Annotated in this window: 21 protein-coding genes; 3 read left to right on the top strand and 18 right to left on the bottom strand. The window is 64.1% G+C overall.

All coding sequences use genetic code 11. The features are described from left to right. Nucleotides 1–21: 21 nt before the first annotated feature. Nucleotides 22–834, top strand: coding sequence for a trimeric intracellular cation channel family protein (locus tag KBX19_RS05180; protein WP_198002208.1), 813 nt, complete (start codon nucleotides 22–24; stop codon nucleotides 832–834). On the opposite strand, the gene KBX19_RS05175 is transcribed toward KBX19_RS05180, so the two are convergent. The 11 genes from KBX19_RS05175 to KBX19_RS05125 form a co-directional block, all read right to left on the bottom strand. Then, nucleotides 831–1,562: a DedA family protein gene (locus tag KBX19_RS05175; protein ID WP_005286948.1), complete on the bottom strand. Its 732-nt coding sequence runs from the start codon at nucleotides 1,560–1,562 to the stop codon at nucleotides 831–833. The two genes, KBX19_RS05180 and KBX19_RS05175, sit on opposite strands and share 4 nt — an antisense overlap. 6 nt (nucleotides 1,563–1,568) lie before the next feature. Beyond that, nucleotides 1,569–3,011, bottom strand: coding sequence for a protoporphyrinogen oxidase (locus KBX19_RS05170; protein WP_255997779.1), 1,443 nt, complete (start codon nucleotides 3,009–3,011; stop codon nucleotides 1,569–1,571). Continuing rightward, nucleotides 3,012–4,061 carry a uroporphyrinogen decarboxylase gene (gene hemE, locus KBX19_RS05165; protein ID WP_255997777.1) on the bottom strand — a complete coding sequence of 350 codons (1,050 nt, stop codon included), beginning with the start codon at nucleotides 4,059–4,061 and terminating at the stop codon, nucleotides 3,012–3,014. It abuts the gene before it with no gap. A gap of 10 nt (nucleotides 4,062–4,071) precedes the next feature. Continuing rightward, nucleotides 4,072–6,555, bottom strand: coding sequence for a cation-translocating P-type ATPase (locus KBX19_RS05160; RefSeq protein WP_255997775.1), 2,484 nt, complete (start codon nucleotides 6,553–6,555; stop codon nucleotides 4,072–4,074). Between the two features lie 13 nt (nucleotides 6,556–6,568). Further along, on the bottom strand, nucleotides 6,569–7,051 hold the full coding sequence (locus KBX19_RS05155) for a hypothetical protein (RefSeq protein ID WP_005286965.1): 483 nt from the start codon (nucleotides 7,049–7,051) through the stop codon (nucleotides 6,569–6,571). A 32-nt stretch (nucleotides 7,052–7,083) separates the two neighbouring features. Next, nucleotides 7,084–7,680: a hypothetical protein gene (locus KBX19_RS05150; protein ID WP_255997773.1), complete on the bottom strand. Its 597-nt coding sequence runs from the start codon at nucleotides 7,678–7,680 to the stop codon at nucleotides 7,084–7,086. Beyond that, complete coding sequence (gene hemB, locus KBX19_RS05145) at nucleotides 7,677–8,696, bottom strand: porphobilinogen synthase (RefSeq protein WP_040423959.1); 1,020 nt, start codon at nucleotides 8,694–8,696, stop codon at nucleotides 7,677–7,679. Before hemB ends, KBX19_RS05150 begins: the two co-directional genes overlap by 4 nt. 89 nt (nucleotides 8,697–8,785) lie before the next feature. After that, nucleotides 8,786–10,486: a uroporphyrinogen-III synthase gene (locus tag KBX19_RS05140; RefSeq protein WP_005286973.1), complete on the bottom strand. Its 1,701-nt coding sequence runs from the start codon at nucleotides 10,484–10,486 to the stop codon at nucleotides 8,786–8,788. Between the two features lie 172 nt (nucleotides 10,487–10,658). Continuing rightward, nucleotides 10,659–11,546 carry a hydroxymethylbilane synthase gene (gene hemC, locus KBX19_RS05135; RefSeq protein ID WP_255997771.1) on the bottom strand — a complete coding sequence of 296 codons (888 nt, stop codon included), beginning with the start codon at nucleotides 11,544–11,546 and terminating at the stop codon, nucleotides 10,659–10,661. Continuing rightward, a complete protein-coding gene (locus KBX19_RS05130; RefSeq protein ID WP_005286977.1) occupies nucleotides 11,543–12,916 on the bottom strand; it encodes a glutamyl-tRNA reductase in 1,374 nt (457 codons plus the stop codon). The genes hemC and KBX19_RS05130 overlap by 4 nt, the downstream gene beginning before the upstream one ends. Nucleotides 12,917–13,004: 88 nt before the next feature. After that, nucleotides 13,005–13,271, bottom strand: coding sequence for a glutaredoxin family protein (locus KBX19_RS05125; protein ID WP_005286979.1), 267 nt, complete (start codon nucleotides 13,269–13,271; stop codon nucleotides 13,005–13,007). A 53-nt stretch (nucleotides 13,272–13,324) separates the two neighbouring features. On the opposite strand from KBX19_RS05125, the gene KBX19_RS05120 reads away from it, so the two are divergent. Continuing rightward, nucleotides 13,325–14,245 carry an HAD family hydrolase gene (locus KBX19_RS05120; RefSeq protein WP_370686999.1) on the top strand — a complete coding sequence of 307 codons (921 nt, stop codon included), beginning with the start codon at nucleotides 13,325–13,327 and terminating at the stop codon, nucleotides 14,243–14,245. 83 nt (nucleotides 14,246–14,328) lie between these two features. On the opposite strand, the gene KBX19_RS05115 is transcribed toward KBX19_RS05120, so the two are convergent. The 5 genes from KBX19_RS05115 to KBX19_RS05095 form a co-directional block, all read right to left on the bottom strand. After that, nucleotides 14,329–14,430, bottom strand: a complete 102-nt coding sequence (locus KBX19_RS05115) for a 30S ribosomal protein bS22 (protein ID WP_003855542.1) — start codon at nucleotides 14,428–14,430, stop codon at nucleotides 14,329–14,331. Between the two features lie 162 nt (nucleotides 14,431–14,592). Next, nucleotides 14,593–14,796: a helix-turn-helix domain-containing protein gene (locus KBX19_RS05110; RefSeq protein ID WP_255997768.1), complete on the bottom strand. Its 204-nt coding sequence runs from the start codon at nucleotides 14,794–14,796 to the stop codon at nucleotides 14,593–14,595. Between the two features lie 178 nt (nucleotides 14,797–14,974). Beyond that, the gene (gene proC, locus KBX19_RS05105; protein ID WP_255997767.1) at nucleotides 14,975–15,787 is read right to left on the bottom strand and encodes a pyrroline-5-carboxylate reductase; all 813 of its coding nucleotides are present in this window, start codon (nucleotides 15,785–15,787) and stop codon (nucleotides 14,975–14,977) included. 119 nt (nucleotides 15,788–15,906) lie between these two features. Beyond that, complete coding sequence (locus KBX19_RS05100) at nucleotides 15,907–17,151, bottom strand: hypothetical protein (protein WP_255997765.1); 1,245 nt, start codon at nucleotides 17,149–17,151, stop codon at nucleotides 15,907–15,909. Then, nucleotides 17,152–18,093, bottom strand: coding sequence for a Ppx/GppA phosphatase family protein (locus KBX19_RS05095; protein WP_083770225.1), 942 nt, complete (start codon nucleotides 18,091–18,093; stop codon nucleotides 17,152–17,154). It lies immediately after the preceding gene. 34 nt (nucleotides 18,094–18,127) lie between these two features. Here KBX19_RS05095 and KBX19_RS05090 point away from each other — a divergent pair, with 34 nt between their 5' ends. After that, on the top strand, nucleotides 18,128–19,000 hold the full coding sequence (locus KBX19_RS05090; protein ID WP_040423430.1) for a hypothetical protein: 873 nt from the start codon (nucleotides 18,128–18,130) through the stop codon (nucleotides 18,998–19,000). A gap of 19 nt (nucleotides 19,001–19,019) precedes the next feature. On the opposite strand, the gene KBX19_RS05085 is transcribed toward KBX19_RS05090, so the two are convergent. Continuing rightward, the gene (locus KBX19_RS05085; protein ID WP_005286999.1) at nucleotides 19,020–19,721 is read right to left on the bottom strand and encodes a response regulator; all 702 of its coding nucleotides are present in this window, start codon (nucleotides 19,719–19,721) and stop codon (nucleotides 19,020–19,022) included. Beyond that, nucleotides 19,718–20,920 carry an ATP-binding protein gene (locus tag KBX19_RS05080; protein ID WP_255997764.1) on the bottom strand — a complete coding sequence of 401 codons (1,203 nt, stop codon included), beginning with the start codon at nucleotides 20,918–20,920 and terminating at the stop codon, nucleotides 19,718–19,720. Before KBX19_RS05080 ends, KBX19_RS05085 begins: the two co-directional genes overlap by 4 nt. Nucleotides 20,921–20,924 lie beyond the last annotated feature (4 nt).

Genomic DNA, 20,924 nt, shown 5'->3' with positions numbered 1-20,924 from the left:
GGTGTAGCTAGAATCGCCGGCGTGAATGACTTCGGCCCTCTCTACTTCATCCTCGAATACACCGGTGTGCTGCTCGCCGCGATCATCGGCGGGCAAGTGGCCAAACGCATGAACTTCGACGTGGTCGGATTCGGCTTCATCGCGTTGATTTCGTCGCTCGCCGGCGGCATGCTGCGCGACTGCCTGCTCAACAACGGCCCCGTCGCCGCGCTGCAGACTCCCTGGTATCTCATCATCGCGGTACTCGGCGGCGCCATCGCATTCTTCCTCCACGTCGAAGGACGGCTGTGGGACCGCGTGCGCTTCTACATGGACGTGGTCACTGTCGGAGTGTGGTCGGTAGTGGGCGCGTCTAAAGCACTCGTCAACGATCTGCCGTGGATCTCCGTACTGCTGCTCGCCGTCATCACAGCGACCGGCGGATCGCTGGTGCGCGACGTCGTGCTGCGGAATATTCCCAGCCTGTTCACGTCCCAGAAGATGTTGGTCTTTCCAGCTCTGCTCGCCGCCGGCCTGACACTCGCATTTTCCCACTTTCAGGTCACTCCGTGGAAGGGCATGCTCATCGCGTCGATCGCCGCATCAGTGCTGTCCATGGCCGTGTACTGGGTGAGCACGCGTCGCGCCCCGCGCACCCGGTACACCGAGAGATCTTTGGAGAAGCGCCTCGCCGCCGAGCTGAACATGTCGGAGGATGATCCGGTGGTGGACATTGCTGGCGCTATCGAAAAGGCGCCGGACGAGGACGTGATAAACATCGTCCGGATCTACCTGCGCGACCAAGTGTTGGAGCGCGCCGGCTCCTCCCCCGCTGCGGCAGAGCCACGCGGTTAGGCTGTGCCCGCGTTCTTCTGCTGCCCGCGAAACACCCCGAAGAAGATGACCACGAGCAGACCGATGGCCACCCAGTTGGCCACCTTCGCGTACTGCTCGAGGACGAAGACGACCGGCTCGCCGATCGCCCAGCCGAGCCCGAAGTAGAGGAACGACCACGCGGTTTTCGCGATGAAGTCGAGCAGCATGAACTTCTTAACGTCCATGCCGGTCGCGCCGCACATGACGAAGACGACGAACGCGATGGGCAGCGGAATCGGCACGTACGCCAGGAAAATGCCAACCCATCCGACGCGGTGGAACCAGCCTTCGACCCGTTCGATGTTGCGCCCCATGCGTTTGGAGTTCTGCGCCTGCACATCAAGGATGCCGCGGCCCCAAAGTTTGCCGGCCCACCAATAGACCCAGTCAAATTTGATGGCCACGACCGAGCCGATGAGCAGGTACCAGATCCAGCCCGGCGCTTCACCGACGGCGGCCAGCGCACCGGTTGAGGCCGCACCGATGCGCGAACCGGTCAGCGCCAGCATCACCGGCGGGTCGAGACCCAGCAGCCACGCGCGCAGCGGAATCATCGCCATGCCGAACAGGCCGACAAAACCGAACCACGCGAGGCACCAGTAGTCGGCTTTGGTGGGTTTGGAGTTCCAGGGCAGCCCTGGTTCTTCCCACCATTCGGGTTCTTCGGAAGCGGGGCGGTCGTCCACCCGGTCCTGCTCGTCGTGCATGGACAATTAACCTACAGCACGCGCTGTGTCGCGCGCGTGTGCGATGACGGCGGGCACGCCGACGCCGCCCGCCCATGCGCCTGTCGCGGAGATGCCGGGCACTTGCGCCAATTGCTTATCGACGTCACGCACCACCCCCACATGACCCTCGTCGTAACGCGGAAGACCGCCGAACCAGCGTTGGACGTAGATTTCTTCGAGGCCTGCTTCCCTGCCGTCGAACCCTGTGATGGTCTGCAGGTCATCGAGTGCCCAGTCGACGAGGTCGTCTTCGGAGGCCGTGATAGCCAGGTCCGGGTTGTCGCCGTAGCGGCCGAAGCTAGCGCGCACGAGTGCCCCGCCGCGCTCGGCGAGGTGCGGCCACTTCTTCGACGACAGTGTGAACGCCTTCGCGCGCACATCCGGTTTAGCGGTGTCGGCGGTGTCAGCAGTGTCGGCGATGAGGATGCCGGAGTTTTCGGGCAGTCCGTCGCCGTCGGCGAAGCGCATGCCCACTACGGCGGAGTTCGCCAGCTTCACCTTCGCCAGCTCTTCGGCCACCTCGGGGGCAACGCGCTTCAGCAGCAGTGCCGCAGTCGGCGCGGGCACGGCGAGGATGACGTGGTCGTAGTGTGTGTCTTCGCCGCCGGTCAGCTTGTACTGGGGCGCGGCAGCGTCGCTGGATGAGTCGGCGCGCTCAATGCCGGAAATGAAGGCATCGATGTAAATATCGGCGCCGGATTGCTCGGCCAAGGTTTCGTAGAGTTCCTGGTAGCCGTCGCGGAAGGCGTTGAACACCGCGCCGTGGCCTGTGGGCAGCTCAGCGCGCTGCGCCTCCAAGTTGCGCACAGCCGTGGACAGGTGGACGAGGCGCTCGGGGTGCTCGGCGGCCAATCGATCGAATTCGGCTGCGAGCTGCGGGATCGTGGCGCGCACGCCGAGATCGTCGGCCGTGCAGGAGTACACTCCCCCGAGCAGCGGGGAGACGATGATGTCGGCGACCTCGTCACCGTAGCGTTCACGCACCAGCGTGCCGACGTTGAGGTCGCCAGCGTCGGAATCAGGGGTGGGCCAGTGGAAGCCGGGGCGGTCGGATTCAGCGTCGATAAGCGCGGCGGTGTCGGCGGACACGAGGTGGGCGACAGTATCGGAGCGCCCGGGGATGCCCATGACGCCGCCGGTGGGCAGCTCGCGGACGGCACCGCCGGACCAGAGGAGCGAGCGCAGGCCGGAAGGCTCGACGAGGGAGTCGCCTAAGCCGAGGGACTCGAAAAACTCGACGGCGTCGCGGCGGCGCGCCATGAACGCCTCCGCTCCCATGTCTGTGGGGCCAGCTTCGAAGGCCACTGTGTAGAGCTTGCCGCCGATGCGGTCAGTGGCCTCGTACACGTCGACCGTGTGGCCGCTCGAGCGCAGCTCGTAGGCGGCGGTGAGGCCAGCCAGGCCGGCACCGATGATGGCGATGTTCATTTACGCCTCCTCGTGAATAATGCGGACTGTCTCGGTGATGGCGTCCGGGTCGGTCTCCGGGAGCACCCCGTGGCCGAGGTTGAAAATGTGGCCCGTTGCGGTGCCGGAACGCACAGCGTTGCTGGCTTCGCCCTTGATGCGGGCGACTTCCTCGCGCACGACGTCGGTGCCGGCGAAGAGCAGCGCCGGGTCGAGATTTCCCTGCAGCACCCTCGGGGCGGCGAAGCGTTTCGCGGCACGGTCGAGCGGGACGCGCCAATCGACGCCCATCACTTCCGAGCCCGCCTCCGACATCGCCCCGAGCAACTCACCGGTGGCCACGCCGAAGTGGATGCGTGGGATCTCCCCGGCGACGGTGGCCAGGATCTCGGTGGAGTACGGCAGGACGTAGCGGCGGTAGTCGGCCTCAGCGAGGAAACCGGCCCAGGAGTCGAACAACTGCATCGCGTCGATGCCTGCTTCGACCTGGATGCGCAGGAAAGCGGTGATGGTGGGCACGAGCTTGGACATCAGGGCGTGCCAGGTGTCCGGGTCGCCGTGCATCATGGCTTTGGTTTTCTCGTGGTTCTTGGACGGGCCACCCTCGATGAGGTAGCTGGCCAGGGTGAACGGGGCACCGACGAAGCCGATGAGGGCTTGGGTGTCGGTGAGCTCGGACAGGATGATTGAAATTCCGGAAGCGACCTCGTCGACGTCGCCCTCGAGGACGGGCAGGGCGTCCACGTCGGACCGCGACCGCACCGGCGACCCCATGACGGGTCCGCGTCCGGGCACAATCTCTACATCCACGCCGGCTGCCTTGAGCGGCACGACGATGTCGGAGAATAGGATCGCCGCGTCCATGTCGTGGCGGCGCACTGGCTGCATGGTGATCTCCGCGAGCAGCTCCGGCATGAAGCAGGAGTCCAGCATGGCGATGCCTTCCCGTGCAGCGCGGTACTCGGGAAGGGAGCGGCCCGCTTGGCGCATGAACCACACCGGGGTGCGCGACGGGGTGCGGCCGGTAGCGGCGGCGATCAAGGGGGCGTGGTCAAGCGTGCGTCTGCTCATGGCTCCATTGTTACAGGCTCCGCGGGAAACGCCGCGCCCGCATCGACAATGACTCAATGAGCAGCGACGACCCGAGCATGAGTACCGTGGCGATGATCGGCGGGATCACACCAATGGCGGCGAAGAAGAGCATGGCGATGTTGTACATCCACGCCAGGGAAAGATTGCGGTCTTTGATGCCGCAGACATTGCGGGCGTGAGCGATGAGCTGGGGAACGGCGGTGACATCCTGACGCAGCAGCATCACCGACACGCGGCGGTTACGCTTGCGTCCCGTTTCAATGTCATCTGCGGTGGCGTACATGATGCTCACATCGGCGGCGCGCAGCGCATCAATCACAGTGCGGTCGCCGACCATGGCTACCTCTGCACCGTTGGCACGCAAGGTGCGGATGGCGCCGGGCTTCTTGTCGGCGGTGATGCCTGCCAGCACGGTGGAGATGCCTAGGTAATCGGCGAAGCGACGGGCGACGGCGTACGTGTCCCGGGTACACATGACCGTTTCTAGGCCTTGACCCTCCAGCAACGCAATGGCGTCGTCGGCGTCATCCTTGAACGGGTCATGCAATGTGATCACGCCGCGGTCTTTGCCCTTCCAATGCACCACAACGGGCGTGCCGCCAGAGGTCGCTGCCACCGCCAGGTTGCCCTTTAAATGGGACAGGTTGGAGGGGCGCCACAGCATAGCGTCGATGTGCGTCGTGCTCTCGTGGCCGTCTTCGTCGACGTACACCAGCGCCAGGCGGCCGGTGACATCGCCGGTGCGCGCATAGTCGACGCTGACCAGCTCGTAGCGCGCAGGCAGCTCACGGTCATCGTCGGCCCCGGCGCGGGCATCGCGGGCACCTGCCACGAGCGCACGCGGAACGGCGAACTGGGAGTTCATCGACAGAGCGCCGGCAATGCGCATCACCATTTCTTTGCTGTCGCCCTCGGCGGCCGTGACGGACTCGACGAACATCTCGTCCTGCGCGAGCGTGCCCACGCGGTTGAACACGATCGTGTCCACGGTCTCTAAGGTCCGCAGGGTTTCACCGTCGCGGACAAGCACACCGTTGCGTGCGGCGGATTCAATGCCCAGTCGCATCGCCAGCGCCGGCGAGAGCGCCAACGCGACTGGGGCCACGCCGGAGAGCACGGCCAATGCGGTGCGCAACGCCGCGTTATAGTCGCCCGTGATCAGCCCCCACAGCACAAAGCTTGTCAGCGCCACCGCCATCGCCACCGGCAGCAACGCCGCCGCTGCCTGCGCATGCTGCACAGAGGCGTAGCGCTGGCGCGCTTCGACGTCTGCCAACCAGTGCTCCACGGCGCTCCACCGCGTCGCGTGGCCGGTGCGCTGCGCGCGCACCTTGACTTCGCCCTCGGCGATGACGGAACCAGCGTAAATGATGGAACCGACTTTGACGTCAATGGGTTCGTGGGCGTCGATCAGCCCGGGGCGCAACCGTGCGCGCCCGCCCATGATCACACCATCGACGGGAACGATCTCACCGACGTGCACAACAATGTCGTCGCCGCGGTTGATCTCCGAGACGGGAATGCGTTCCTCAGCAGCCTCGGCCTGGCCGCGTTTCTTGCAGAAGCGGATGTATTCGGTGTCGGGGTCGAGGGTGCGGGCGGTCATTTCGTCGAGAAGCAATGTGCGCGCACGGATGGAATACCGCCGCCCGATCAGCAGAAGCAGCGTGATGCCGCACGCGACATCGAGAAATAGCTCTGGGCCGTTCGCTGTGCCGCGGGTGGTGGCGAACCACGTGAAGCCCGAATGCCAGCCGCGGTGGCCGGTCGGCGCGGCAAAAATGACGGCGGCGGACCACAGGTACGCGATGATGATGGCGACGGCGCTCGCACCGTCAAGTGCTGTGCTGCCGCGCCGGACTCCGCCGAGCAATGCGCGGTGGAACGGTAACGCGCACCACGTGACCACCGGCGTGGCCAAGGCGAGTTCGACCCATTGCCAACCGTCGAACTGCGTAGGGCGGAAGTAGGCGAGCACGAGGACTGGCAGCGTGAACACCAGCGCTACCCACATGCGGGCGGGGGTGACCAAGTCGCGGGCGGTGTAGAGGACATCGTCCTGCGTGGGCTCCGTTTTGCGCTGCGGGGTGTACCCGGCGCGCCGTGCGCGGTCGAGCGACCGGTCCGCGCTGCGGCGCCGGCGGCGCATCCGCGTGGGCACGGGGCGTTGGGAGCGGCGCCGGCCCGTTGTCATGTCGGCGGGGGCTGCGTGGCGCAGCTGCGAGGCGTCGGTCAGCCGCGCCGTGATGCCCAGTTCAGCGAAAACCTCGATGATCTGCTCCGGCCCCGTTGCAGCTGTCGCCGTGATCCAGGCGGACTTGCTCGGGTGCACGATCTTGCACTCGACACCTTCGATCGTCTCCAGGGTGGCTTCGACCTCATCGATATCGGGCGCACCCGGCAGCCCCTCGAGAGTGAAGGAATAGGAGACATGCGGCCGGTCTTGAGTCTCTTCCTCGATGTATGCGGTCATCTCTACGTGCTCACTAAAAGCGGGGGCTCATCTTGTCCACGAACGCGTTCGCGTCCGGACGGAACGCGAACAGCATGGAAAACGCCAGCAGAATCACAATGACCATGGACGCCCACGACGTCAGCTGCACCATGAACGCCGCGACGTTGAGAAAGCAGCTCAGTGCCACGAATCCAGCCGCACATCGGCGGGCGATGCGGTTGCCGTGGCGGAAGTAGCTCGCCGCCGAGACCAGCAGCAGCGCCAGCACAATGTTGCCGATGGACACCGCACGCAAGTTGGTCATGTAGGAAGCACGCAGCGACTCATTCGCCGGATCTCCCGGAAAACCCTGGGACAGCAGCATCATCGCAGTCACCAGCATGAGCACCGCAGCGCCGCAGATGAGGTAGAACGCGATCTGCAGATTGCGCGGCCACGTGTCCCCAACTGCACCGCGGTAGCGGCGGTTCGGGTCGTTCGGGTCGCTCACGATCGTGGGGAACATCCCGGCCATGACGTGCACCTGCGTTTCTGTGTTCTGGGTTTTTACTGAGTGCTTACGTCATTATGGTCTGTGGCGTCTTTGGCCGTCCACTTCTTCACATCGTCCTGGTTAGCGAAGATGAGGGCACAGATCGCCGCCACTCCCGCAGCGATCTGCAGCACGCCGTCGGCACCGATGACCGCGGTGGGCACATCCATGCCGGCAGGGTTGATCAGAAACACTGTGAGCATGCGCAGCGCAAAGAACACAGAGAACACCATCAGCAAAGTACGCGCGCTGTTCGCCCACTTCTTCTGCGCCGCCACGGCCCGCAGTGCGAGCGCAAGCAGCGCGACAATCAGCAGCGACAGCAGCGCCATGATGCTTATCGACGTATACGCCACCAACTTCACCTGCCCCTCCGACACCTCTTGCGGCATGCCCTTGCTGGCCTCACGCGCACTCTCGAACAGCGCAGAAGGATCCAACAGCGGCATCACAATGGAGAAAAGCTGGTGCAACAACTCCGCACCGATCATGACCACCCACGTGACCAACAGGTAGCGCACGGCTTCAGGCCGCTGGTCAGGCCGAGCGTCCTGCGCGGGCGGCGCGGGCTGGGCGGGTTGTTGCGGTGCGGGCGGGGTTGGGTGGGTCATGGGCGGGGTCTTTCGTCGATAAGCATGCGAGCTGCGTCGAGCGCGAAGTACGTGAGAATCTGGTCGGCGCCGGCGCGTTTGATGGAGAGCAACGCTTCCATCATTGTGCGGTCTAGGTCAATCCAGCCATTGCGGCCGGCGGCCTGGATCATCGCGTACTCGCCGGAGACGTGGTAGGCGGCGACGGGGACGGGCGAGACTTCAGCGACCTTCGCCAGCACGTCGAGGTACGGCATGGCCGGCTTGACCATGACCATGTCCGCGCCCTCAGCCACGTCGAGTTCGACCTCCATGAGGGACTCGCGGATATTTGCCGGATCCTGCTGGTAGGTCTTGCGGTCGCCCCACAGGGAGGAACCGACAGCGTCACGGAAGGGGCCGAAGAACGCAGACGCATACTTCGCCGAATACGCCATGATCGCGACATCCGTGTAGCCCGCTTGATCGAGCGCGTGGCGGATCACTTCCACCTGGCCGTCCATCATTCCGGACGGGCTGACAATATGCGCGCCGGCCTCAGCCTGCGACACCGCCATCTTCGCGTACAGCTCCAAGGTGGCGTCATTGTCCACCGCCACATTGCCCTCCCGGTCGGTGACCAAGACGCCGCAGTGGCCGTGATCGGTGAACTCATCGAGGCAGGTGTCGGTCATGATGAGCAGCTTGTCGCCGAACTCGTCGCGCAGCCGCGCAATGGCACGGTTGAGCACGCCGTCCGGGTCCCAGGCCTGGGAGCCGGACGCATCCTTGTCCTCGCTGCGGGGCACACCGAACAAGTCAACGCACGGAATCCCCAAAGAAACAGCCTCCCGGCAGATCTCCACGAGAGAGTCCATGCTGTGCTGGTACACACCCGGCATGGAGGCGATGATGCGGGGTTTGCCCGATTCACCGAGATCGTCGGCAACGAACAGCGGCAAAATCAGGTCCGCCGGGTCCAGGCGGACCTCCGCCGTCATGCGGCGCATCGCAGCGTTCTGGCGCAGCCTCCGCGGCCGCCGCACCGGGCCAGTCAGGCTCGGTGCAGGCGAGTGGTTGAACGAATCTGTGGGTTCCGACGGTGTAGGCACACAGACCATTCTACGAATGGCGTCCACGGCCGTAGCTACGAGCGTCGGGCGCGACGCTTTTTCCGCGGCGGCGGCAGCTGGCCGGCAGCGCGGAGACCGGCGACATGCTCGGCCAATGCGTCGACAAGCGACGGTACGTCGGCGACCTCGGGCACGACATCGACCCGCAAGCCTTGCTCCTTCGCTTCCGCAGCCGCCATGGGACCGATGCACGCGATGATGGTGCGCGGGTGCGGCTTGCCCGCAATGCCGACGAGGTTCTTCACAGTCGAGGCGGAGGTGAAGCAAACAGCGTCGAACCCGCCGGTCTTGATCATGTCGCGCACTTCCGGTGCCGGCGGGGCGGCGCGGACAGTGCGGTAGGCGACGACGTCGTCGACTTCCCAGCCGCGCTCGACAAGGCCGTCAACAAGCACGTCGCTGCCGATGTCCGCCCGCGGCAGCAGCACGCGGCCGACCGGGTCGATCTCCTCGACATACTCGGGGAAGATGTCCACGAGGCCGTGCGCGTTCTGCTTCGTGCGGTGCGGGATGAGCTCCGGGATCATGCCGCGGGAGCGAATCGCGTCAGCGGTCTTCTCCCCCACTGCGGCCAGGTGGACCCCGGCAAAGGAGCGGGCATCCAGGCCGAGCTCCTCGAACTTGTCCCACACAGCGTCAACACCGTTGACCGAGGTGAAAACGATCCACTGGTAGCGTCCCTCAACGATGCCTTTAATCGCGCGGTCCATCTGCGCCGGGTTGCGCGGCGCCTCCATGGAAATGGTGGGCACGGACTGCGGAATTGCGCCATAGGAGTTCAGCCGGGCGTTCATCACACCGGCCTGTTCCTTCGCGCGCGGCACGAGTACACGCCAGCCGTAGAGCGGACGGTTCTCCCACCAGGAGTACTTCGAACGGTCGTCGACAGCAGTGCCGATGGTGACCACGAGCGTGCCATCCAGGTCCGCATCAAGCTTGCCGACGGTCCCCAGCGTCGCATCAAACGTCCGCTGCAGACGGGTCGTACCGTTGATGGTCACAGTCAGCGGCGTCGACGCGGAGAACCCGCGGGCCTGCAGCTCGGTGGCAATGACCGGCAAGTGGCGGGCCTCGCCCTGGAGGACGAGCGGCTGCGGGGCGGCGGCGAGGCCGTCCCAGTCGATCGGCTCGTTGGCCAGGTCAGCTTCGGTGTAGGTGGAACCGAGCGCGATGCCGGCGAACGAGGGCACCGTCGACGGCAACGACATGCCGGGCACCACCTGGAACTCCAGGCCGGCGGCGGCGACAGCGGAGATCTCCTCCATGATGGCGTTGCGGGTCAGCGGGTTGCCCGCAACCAGACGGATGACGTCGCCATCGCCTGCTTCACCGCGGTCGATCGCCGCCTGCGCTTCGGCGAGGGCTTCACGCAACGGCTCGACGATCTCATCTCCGGCGGGTGCCTGTTCGCTCAGCTCTGCCGCAGTCGGGTCTGCCGGTTTCGCGGGCTTGCGGCGGGCTCCAGCCTCCTTGGCTTTGGCACACATGGCCTCGTACTCTTCCGCAGCCGCTTTCAGCTTGTCAGCCGGCACGGGGAGAGCGGATCCGACGACACCGCGCACACCGCCAGAGACGTCCGGATCGACAACGGCGATCGAGTTACGCTCCAGCACCTCGCGAGCGCGGATCGTCAACAGGTCGGGGTTGCCTGGCCCGGCGCCGACGAAAATGACCTTGCCAACGTTCTCGGGCGCTGTGGAGGAGGCAGCATTCATCAAAGAAATCTCTTCTAAACGGATCGTTTGAAAGCGTCAATCACTAGAAAACCGCCTTACGCACCAAGGGACGTGCCCGGAGCTCCCATTAACGGGGACCAGATGCACAGCGGCGCAGACGGCGTATGGTAGTTACACCTTAAAGTAAGACGGCTGTTTTGAAAAACCGTGCTTAGAGGAATTGGGCTGCTCCTGCGTCGAAAAGTTGCTGGGCGCACGCTTGGCCCACCTCGCGCGGATCTGTGCCCGTAGCTTCGCGCACGAGTTGGGCGGAGCCGTCGAGAGCGAACACGCCGCCGCGCACCGTGATCTCATCTCCGTCGAGGACCGCAGACGCCGCGACGGGCGCGGTGCAGCCAGCTTCCAAGGTCGCAAGAACGAAGCGTTCGGTCAGGGCGCAGCGGGTGGCAAAGTCGTCGACAAGCGTGTCGATCGCTGCGACCGCCTGCGCATCCTCCGCCCGGCACTCCACGGCAAGCGCACCTTGGGCAGGTGCGGGCATGAAGTCCTCCGGTGCGAAGACTTCGGTGGCGCGCTCGCCGAGGCCGACGCGGGACATGCCTGCGTAGGCGAGCACCACAGCGTCGAGCTCACCGCTGGTCACGCGCCCCATGCGCGACTCGATGTTCCCCCTCAACGGGTGAATGTCCAGATCAGGGCGTTTCGCACGCAGCTGAGCGATGCGCCGGGGTGCGGAGGTGCCCACGCGGGCGCCGCTGGGCAAGTCGGCCAGTTTCAGGCCGTCGCGGGCAATCAGTGCTTCACGGCGGTCCTCCCGCACAGGAATGATCAGGTGCGTGCGCGGTTCGTGAGCGGTGGGAAGGTCTTTGAAGGAGTGGACGGCGACGTCAGCTTCACCGTCGAAAAGCGCCTGGCGGATAGCGGTGGTGAACACGCCGACCCCGATGCGCTCCACAGGGGCTTGCGACATGTCGCCCGCGGTGGTGACGATGGTCAACTCAGCGCTGTGTCCTGCGCTGATCAACGCATCGCGAATGTGTCCGGCCTGGGTCGTAGCGAGCTTGGACCCGCGCGTGGCTACTCTCAACGTCTCTGTCACTGGCTTTCCCTTTCACAAAACCCGGCAAGCGAGCTCTTCTCATAATGAGTGCCGTCGTCGCCTGCGAGCCCGGTGCGCGTATCTTTGCCGCCGGTGAGGCCGAACAGCTCCTCGATGGCGATTTCGTAACTCACCTTCGACTGCGTGCCCGCTAGCTCTTTGATCTTCACGGTCGGATTATGCAAGAGCTTATCGACGATCCTGCGCACCGCCCGTTCCACTTCCCCGAACTCCCCGTCATCCAATCCGGGCAGGCGGGAGCGCAATTTGTCCAGCTCAGTCTGGGCGGTCTCAGCGGCGGTGACGCGCAGTTCGGTGACCATAGGGGCGACATCGCGCACACGCTGCTCGGTTGCATAGGCGGCCAGCTCCGTGGCGACGATGTCCTCGGCCTGCCCGCGGGCATCGAGCTCCGGGCACATCGGAGAATCGGCGGAGTGCTTGAGAGCCTCGTGCAAGGCCTCGATGTTGATGAGGCTGACACCGGGCAGCTCGGCGACCGCGTCGTCGATGTCGCGCGGCAGGGACAGATCGACCAGCAGCGCGGGCCCGGGAATGTCCTCCGGGGTGATGGTGAAGCCGTCGCTCGCGGTCGCGGAGACCGCAATGTCCACCCGTGACAGTGCTCCGGCGCGGGCAGAAAAATCCACCACCTCGGCGGTCACACCGGCTGCGCGGGCGTGCTCGGCAAGCCGTTCGGCGCGCGAGCGGGTGCGGTTCGCAATGATCAGCTTGCTCACCCCGCGTTTACCCAGGTCCGTGGCGGCCAAAGAGCTCATTGCGCCGGCTCCAAGAACCAGTGCCGAGTGCCCTTCCAGAGACGCGTCGGGGGTCAGTCCCTTCAGCCGCATTGCTTCGTCGAGGGCAGCGGTGACCATGGAGGAACCAGCGTCATCGATATCTGTCTCGGTGTGGACGCGTTTACCGGCGTGCAAAGCAGACTGGACTAGCGCGTGCAGCGCCGGGCCGATCGTGCCACGGTCTGCGGCGTCCTGGTAGGCGGAGCGGACCTGGCCGATGATCTGCTGCTCCCCCACCACCATGGAGTCCAAACCGGCGGCGACGCGCATGAGGTGCTTCGCCGCGGCGTCGGCATAGCGGACATAGAGGTATCCCCGCAGCTGCGCCAACTCCACGCCCGAGAACTCACTGAGCACACCCAGCACGTCGTTGACACCGGTGTGGAACGCGTTGGTGACGGCGTAGACCTCCATCCTGTTGCAGGTGGAGATGGTCATGGCTTCGCTGATGCTGGGTTGCTCAAGAAGAGCGCGTGCAGTCTGCTCCTGCACGGCGTTGTCCATGCTGAGCCGCTCCAGCAGCGCGACGGGCGCCGAGCGGTGGGACATGCCCACCACGAGAACACTCACGTTTTCCCTCCAAGCCAGTTCGCGATCATCCCAAAGGATACCCCCGCTGCCCAGTTCCCAGACAATCCCCTGATCGTCGCGTGCGAATCTAGCGCGAGTCTACCTGCCCGCCACGGGCGAGTTCCGCAGCCAGTTCCGCGTTATCGACTTCCCAGCAGGCGAACTCTTCACCGTCGATGACCACGACGGGAACTCGGTCACCGAATTCGATGGCTAGGCCGGGGTGGGCGTCGACGTCGACAAGCGAAAGACGCGCTCCCGCTTCCGCCACCACGGGCGCGATCTGCGCCGCCACGCGCTCGCACGAGCCGCATGTGGAGCGGACCATTAGTTCAACCTCAGCTACTGCACCCATTGGGAACCTCCTAACATACGATGGATCACACTACACACGAAGGGAGAGAAGGCTTGAGCGGCAATCTGCGGCGCTACCTTGAGGAGACTGCGCTTCCGCCTATCGACGACGCCCACCAGCGCACCGCAGGCGAAGCCGCCGCCTCCGCCGCATCCTCGACCGTAGGCCAGAGCGCTGAGCGCGTCACCGAGCCCGACCCGGACATCCCGCAGCACGCGACCGCCGCTGCATTCTTCGATGTAGACAACACCCTGATCCAGGGAAATTCGCTCATCGCACTGGGATACCAGCTGTTCAAGCGCGGATTTTTGACGCTGAGCGAGATCTTCCCGTATCTCGTGGCTCAAGGCCGGTACCGTTTGTTCGGCGCGGAGCTGCCAGACGCGATCGCGCAGGGCCGTGAGAAAGCGCTGAGCTTCATCACGGGGTGGAGCGTGAGCGAACTGCGCGACCTGTGCGCAGAGCTTGTCGACGCTCACTTGATCGCCCGCACCTACACCGGCACCCGCGAACTCGCCTCGATGCACATCAACGCCGGCGAGCAAGTGTGGCTCGTGTCCGCAACACCAGTGCAGGTCGGGCAAATTCTGGCTGAGCGCCTCGGTTTCACCGGCGCCCTGGGCACCGTTGCGGAGGAAGAGGGCGGACAGTTCACCGGCCGTCTCGTCGGAGATATCCTCCACGGCCCGGGTAAGGCGCACGCCGTGGCTGCTCTGGCAAAGGCACAGGGGCTCAACTTGGAGGAGTGCACCGCCTACTCCGACTCCGCCAATGACATTCCCATGCTGTCCATGGTGGGCACCCCCGTGGCCATCAACCCCGACAGCCAATTGAGAAAGCACGCCGCGAAACACGGCTGGCTCATCCGGGACTACCGCCCGGTGCGCCGGGTGTTCCTCAGCGTGCTTGTCCCGCTCGGCGCCGTAGCCGGCATTGGTGGCGCGCTGGCGTGGCGCCGCCGCCGGAAGCGCTAGGCCGAACGCTCGCCGGGGTCAACCAAAGCCGAAAAACGCCCGCTCCGGCCAAACGGCGGGGACGGGCGTGAAGCGGGGCAGTTTTACTTGCCCAGTTTGCGACGCTGAACGCGTGTACGGCGCAGCATCTTGCGGTGCTTCTTCTTGGACATGCGCTTACGGCGCTTCTTGATCACAGAACCCATAGGTTTCCTCGCTTCTCTTTGTACGTACAGTTCCGTGCCGCGTTCCGGTTCCAGGGCAGGTCCGGGGCAACGCCGCGAGGTGCACTCTCGAGGCGGCGCTCACGCAACATGAATGGGTACAAAGTTTAGCGCCGTGACCGGGCGAATCCAAAAAGAGGGGGACTAGCTCACGTCGGAGTCGACGTCGTAGACCGAGGAATCCAGGTACTCGCTGACGGCGTTCTCGTTCACGCGGAACGAACGGCCCACGCGCACTGCCGGCAGCTCGCCGGAGTGGACCAGACGGTAGACCGTCATCTTGGAAACGCGCATGATCTCAGCGACCTCAGCGACGGTCAGGAACTTGCCTTTATCTTCAGTTGCCATGTTCTAGTTAAACCTCCAGCACTAGAGAGCCGGTGCGCGCTGTAGGCTTCCCCTCCCACAGTTGGACACGCACGTGCCGGGACCAGCCTAGCGTGAAAACAGTGTCACATGCGACTCAAAAGCAAGAAAACTTTCACTTTTTTCACAGCGGACCCCGGGGTCACTATCGTCAATCTGGTTATTCTCCCAGCTCAGCCGCCCGATTGGTCGCAGCCTCTACGGCCCGATAGAAGGCCCCACGCATCCCGGATTCCTCGAGTTCCCGGACGGCTTGGACAGTCGTTCCTGCCGGAGAACACACGTCTGCACGTAGATCTGCGGGCGGCTTACCCGAGCGCGCCAACATGGCCCCGGCACCTTCTGCCGTACCCGTGGCCAGCAGCATGGCAGTCTCACGCGGCAACCCCATCTGCACACCGGCATCCACCAACGTCTCCGTGAGGAGGAAGTAGTAGGCGGGGCCGGAACCGGACAGGGCTGCGGCAGCGTCGATAAGAGACTCAGGCACGACGGCGACCTTGCCGCACGCACCCAGCAGCTCCGTGACGAGCTCTTGCTGGTCCTCATCGACATACTTGCCAAATGCAACAACGCTGATGCCTTTGCCCACCTGCATCGGGGTGTTCGGCATGACGCGGACGATGGGTGTGCCCGCGCTCTGCGCCGCCTCCGTCATCGCACCGAGCGTGACGCCGGCTGCCATGGAGACGACGACAGTTGCAGTCTCGTTGCTCGCGATCGTCTCCGACAGCTCCTCGATCAAATCCGTGACCGCGTACGGCTTCACGCACAAAAAGCACACGTCAGCGTTCGTCGTAGCCGCCTCGTTGTCGTCTGTCGTGTTCACGCCGTACCGGCGGTTCAGCTCCTCACTGCGCTGCGGAGTGCGGTTTGTCGCTGTGATCGTTTCCGGGTCGACGCCAGAGTTGACCAGCCCTGAGATCAGGGCCTCACCGATATTGCCTGCGCCGATGACTGCAATGTTGCTCATGGCTCACTAGCGTGCCACACCCGCCGAAATTCTCAACGAGAACAACCACGGGGATTCTTCTCCTGTAAGCGCAAACCCCGCACGCTGAGCGTGCGGGGCGGGCGGGGTCAGTGTTGAGACTAGACGGCTGAGATCAGCGCCGGGCCGAACGTCATCACCGCGCCGGCAACACCGGCGAGCGTGAGAGTCAGGCCGTCGCGGCCGGTCTTCATCGCGCGAACGAGCAGCACAATGAGGCCCGTTGCGGCCACAGCCAACACTGCGACCACAATCGCATTCATGGTGGCCCAAAGGTACTGGAAACCAAGGAAGACCAGCACACCCAGGATCAAGCCAGCGAAGACGAGCAGCACCAGCATGATCGGGTTGACACTAGTGTCCTCTACCTCAGCGTCGTACTTGGCCACATCCTCGTAGGTCGGCTCCACAGCGCCATCGGCGCGGGCTTCATCAAGGCGATCCTCTGCCCGCTCCTGACGCGGCTCGACCTTGCGGTCCCGCACGTCCTCGCGGGCCCCTTCGCGAACGGGAGCGGCAAAAGCAGCCGTCTTCGGCTCGGTGCTCTGCTCATCCTCGACAACAGGGATGACGTTGGTTTCGCTCGAATCGCGCTTCACCGGGGTCTCGTGCTGGACAGATGTCATCGGCGCGGGCTTCTCAGCAGGTTCCGGACGCACGGCAGGCTGAACCTGCGTAGCCGGCTCCGTCTCCGCGGCCTCAGCAGTGTCGCGCTCCTGGACAGCATCCGCGCGGGAAACCTTGCGCAGGGTCACGCCATCTGCGTTGTCAGGCTGCTCCGACGTGAGCTGCGTCGGCTCGGGCTTGGCTGGCTGCGCTGCCTGTGCTGGCTGCGCTGCCTGTGCTGGCTGAGCTGTCTGATCCGCCTCAGACTGGGACGACTCAGCTTGGGACGGCGTGGACTGAACAGGACGGAACTTGGTCAGTGCGACCGGGGACTCGTCAGAACGCCCCTCGGTGGCAGACGCCTCGGCCGCATCCTTGGACGCGGACTTCTGCGCAGTCTTTTCCTCGGACTTCTGCTCGACCTTCTGCTCGTCCGCAGGCGCCTCCGACTCGGCGGACTTCACACCCGCGTCAGACTTAACTGCCTCGTCGGGCTTGACCGTTTCGGCTGACTCGGAGCTTTCGGCAGCATCGTCGTCAAGCGGCACAGAAGAGTGCTTGACCTGGGCCGGGCGGGCATTGACCTTCTTGAAGGAGCCAGTCAGTTCGGCGACGGTCACACCGCCTTCTTCAATGCTGCGGCGACGACGGCGGCGGGGCTGGCCCTCAGCGTCGGTGTCGGGATTCTCCTGCTGCGCCCGGGCCATCAGCTCGGCAACAGTGAGTTGCTTTTCGGCCATCTACTCGTCTCCTTCAGACTGTCCCATGTCTATCTGACGCAGGATCACGCCTTCGCGCAATGCCCACGGGCAGATATCTAACTTATCAAGTTTCAGTGCCCTCATGGCTGCTTCCGCCACCAGCGCGCCGGCCACAATTTGGTGGGAGCGGTCGGAGGACACGCCTTCAAGTTCCGCCCGATCGGACGCCGTCATGCGGGTAATGAAGGCGATGAGCTGGCGCAAACCCGGAGCCGTCAGCGTGCGCTGGACGTAGGGGCCAGCGGACGACGGAGCGGAACCGGTCAAACGCGCCAAGGTCCGGAACGTCTTCGAGGTACCCACGGCCAGACCTGCTTCACCGCGGACGAGGAACTCTTCAGCGGCGGAAGACAGTTCCGCGTCAATGAAATCACGAAGAGCGTTCACCGTCTTCTTTTCCGGCGGGTCAGAGTCAAACCATTCATGGGTCAGGCGGCCAGCACCCAAGTCAAGGGAAACGGCGATATCCGGGACTTCGTCATTACCCGTGCTCATCTCCAGCGAGCCGCCCCCGATGTCCAAGTTGGTAATGCGCCCAGCGGACCAGCCGTACCAGCGGCGCACTGCCAGAAATGTCAGCCGTGCTTCGTCCTGACCGGAAAGCACCTTGAGCTTCACGCCGGTCTTCTTTTCCAGGTGAGCCAGCACTTCTTGGGAGTTGGTGGCAGACCGCACCGCAGAGGTGGCGAAGGCGAGGAATTCTTCGCACTTGAGGTTATCCGCCAGATCAGCGGCCTCTTGCACCGCTTCGGTGAGCTTTTTCACGCCCTTGTCGTCGATGTTGCCCTCAGAATCGAGCATTTCCACGAGCCGCAGCGACTGCTTCCAGTCGCTCATCGGCGTCGGGCGGCCGCCGCTTTTTGCATCTACTGCCACGAGGTGGACAGTGTTACTGCCCACGTCCAATACACCTAGTCGCACAGGCTCAACACTAGACCGTCTACCGTGATTCACTGTGAACCAACCTGTGTTTTTGGGCTTTCCATCTGACTCCCCCGCTGGAAAATCAATCCGTGCAGGCCATGAATTGCCACCTGATTTCCCGCACGAATGGTTCGAATTCGTCCACCCCGACGATCCATTGCACTACTTCTCCCTCGACCTCACGTGGCTGGAATCGACATGGTCGTGCCGCTTCGGCACACCGCAGTGCCGCGGTATTTCACAAGAACTCCCAGTCGTTGGGTGCTGCATCCACGGTGCCTACCTGTCGGACGAGCACGACCGCGACGACCTTTACAACGCTGTCGCCGACATGCCCGCACGGTTCTGGCAGCTGCGCCCCGACGACGTCGACAGCTATATAGAGGCAGCCGACCCGACCGAGTTGGAGCCGTGGCTCGAGTGGGACGAGGACGATGAGGAACCCTCCATCAAAACAAAGCTTGTCGACGGAGCGTGCATCTTCGCCAACCGCCACGGCCACCCCACCGGCCCCGGGTGCGCACTGCACCAGTGGGCAATGGATGAAGGCCGCAACATCATCGGTTCAAAACCGGAAGTGTGCTGGCAGGTGCCATTTTCCCGCGAAGACTCGTGGGAGGAGCGCGGCGACGGCCAAGAAATCCTGCGCACCACCATCGGCGAGTACGACCGCCGTCAGTGGGGCGACGGGGGCGAAGACTTCGACTGGTGGTGCACCAACGACCCTGCCTGCCACTCTGGCTCGAGCACTGCGGTTCCTGTGTGGAAGTCGATGAAAGACGAGTTGACGCAGTTGATCGGTGCGGAGGCATACGGGATCGTCGCAAAGCATTGCGAAGCCCGCGCCGCACTACCCGCAGAAGCGAAGGCCGTGCACCCGGCGACCCGCGCCGCACAATCGTGACGCCGCGACGCCGGCGACATCACGCTTCGAACTTGTAGCCCAACCCGCGGACAGTGATGAGCTGCTCCGGACGGGAGGGCTCTTGTTCGATCTTCGTGCGCAGGCGCTTGACGTGCACATCGAGGGTCTTGGTGTCGCCGACGTAGTCCGAACCCCAGATACGGTCGATGAGCTGACCGCGGGTGAGCACACGGCCAGCGTTGCGCATAAGGTACTCGAGCAAGTCGAATTCCTTCAATGGCATCGGAACAGGCTGGTCGTCGACGTAGACGGTGTGACGCTCGACGTCGAGACGCACGCGGCCGCCCTCGAGGATGTTCTCGCTGGACTCTTCCTCCCCCGGCGGGTCCGCAACATCGGAACGGCGTCGCAGCACGGCCCGGATGCGGGCGATCAGTTCGCGGGTGGAGTACGGCTTGGTCACATAGTCATCCGCACCGAGCTCGAGGCCGACGACTTTGTCGATTTCCGTATCGCGCGCGGTGACCATGATGATCGGCACATCGGAGGTGGCACGCAGCTTCTTGCACACGTCGGTCCCCGACATGCCCGGCAGCATCAGGTCGAGCAGAACCAAGTCGACATTATTGGCCTCGAACTGCGTCAGCGCGGCCTGGCCGTCCGGCGCGACAACCGCCTCAAAGCCTTCCTTGCGCAGAAGGTAGGCAAGCGGGTCTGCCAGCGATTCCTCATCCTCGACGATCAGGATGGTCGGTGTCATTGCTGCTCCTTATTGTCCAACTCGGCGATCTCTGTGGGAACGACCGTTGCACTCGACGGGTCCGGTTTGTGCACCGGCAACTCGATCGTGAACGTTGATCCCGTTCCCAAACGCGACCACAGCTTGATATTACCGCCATGGTTTGCCACGACGTGCTTGACGATGGCCAAACCGAGCCCCGTCCCGCCCGTCTGCCTCGACCGCGCCTTGTCCACGCGGAAGAAACGCTCGAACACACGCTTCTGGTCTTCCGGCGCGATACCAATGCCGCGGTCAGTGACGCGGATGAGCACCACCGAGTCGCGGACGACTTTTTGGCTAACGCTGACTGGCTGACCTTTCGGCGAGTAATTGATCGCGTTTGTGATCAGGTTCGACAGAGCCGTGACCAACAGAGACTTGTCTGCCATGATCATTGTGTCGGTGCGTTCGCCGCGGTTGAGCTCGATCTCTTGGTTTTCGGCAGTGAGAAGGTTGCGTTCCATCGCTTCGTCGATGATCTCGTCGACGGTCACGGCGGCCATTTCCGGGAGCGCTTCAGCACCCTGCAGCTTGGACAGATTGATCAAGTCGGTGATCATTGCGCCCATGCGTTGAGCTTCCCCGACCAGTTTCTCACCGAAGTAGGTGACCATCTCCGGGTCGTTCGGGTCCTCCAGCAGAGCCTCGGCCAGCAACGACATGCCGCCGACGGGGGTTTTCAGCTCATGCGAGACGTTCGCCACGAAGTCGCGGCGGGCGGATTCCATGCGCACATTTTCAGACTCGTCCACCGAGTACACGATGATGTAGCTGTTCTCCGACAAGGTCAGCGGCTGAACCACCGCGCGCACGTTGTTCACGCGAGAGCCAGTGGAGCGGTGCTTGAGGTTCAAGTCCAAGACGCGGGTCTCTGCATCCTCAAACACTTGCTTGCCAACGCCCCACACCTCCGGGTTCAGCGTCCTGTCATGCACAATCGACATCTCGTGGGCGCGGCCGTTGGACAGGATGACGTCGCCTTTTCTGCCCACGACAGTGACACCGGTCGGCGACCCCTGGATGACCAAGTGCAGGATCTGGCTGACTGTGCGGACTTGGTTGTCTGCGGGGTTGTCACTGGTACGGCTACGCCCCCGCCAGTGGCGGAGCCTCTTGGTTCCGCCGATCGCGAGGGCGACGACAATGCCTCCCGCAAGGAAGGCGAGAACGTAATTCACGTGT

The sequence above is a fragment of the Corynebacterium sp. CCUG 71335 genome (assembly GCF_024454075.1).
Lineage (GTDB): Bacteria > Actinomycetota > Actinomycetes > Mycobacteriales > Mycobacteriaceae > Corynebacterium > Corynebacterium genitalium.
This window is presented reverse-complemented; position numbering and strand designations above follow the sequence as displayed.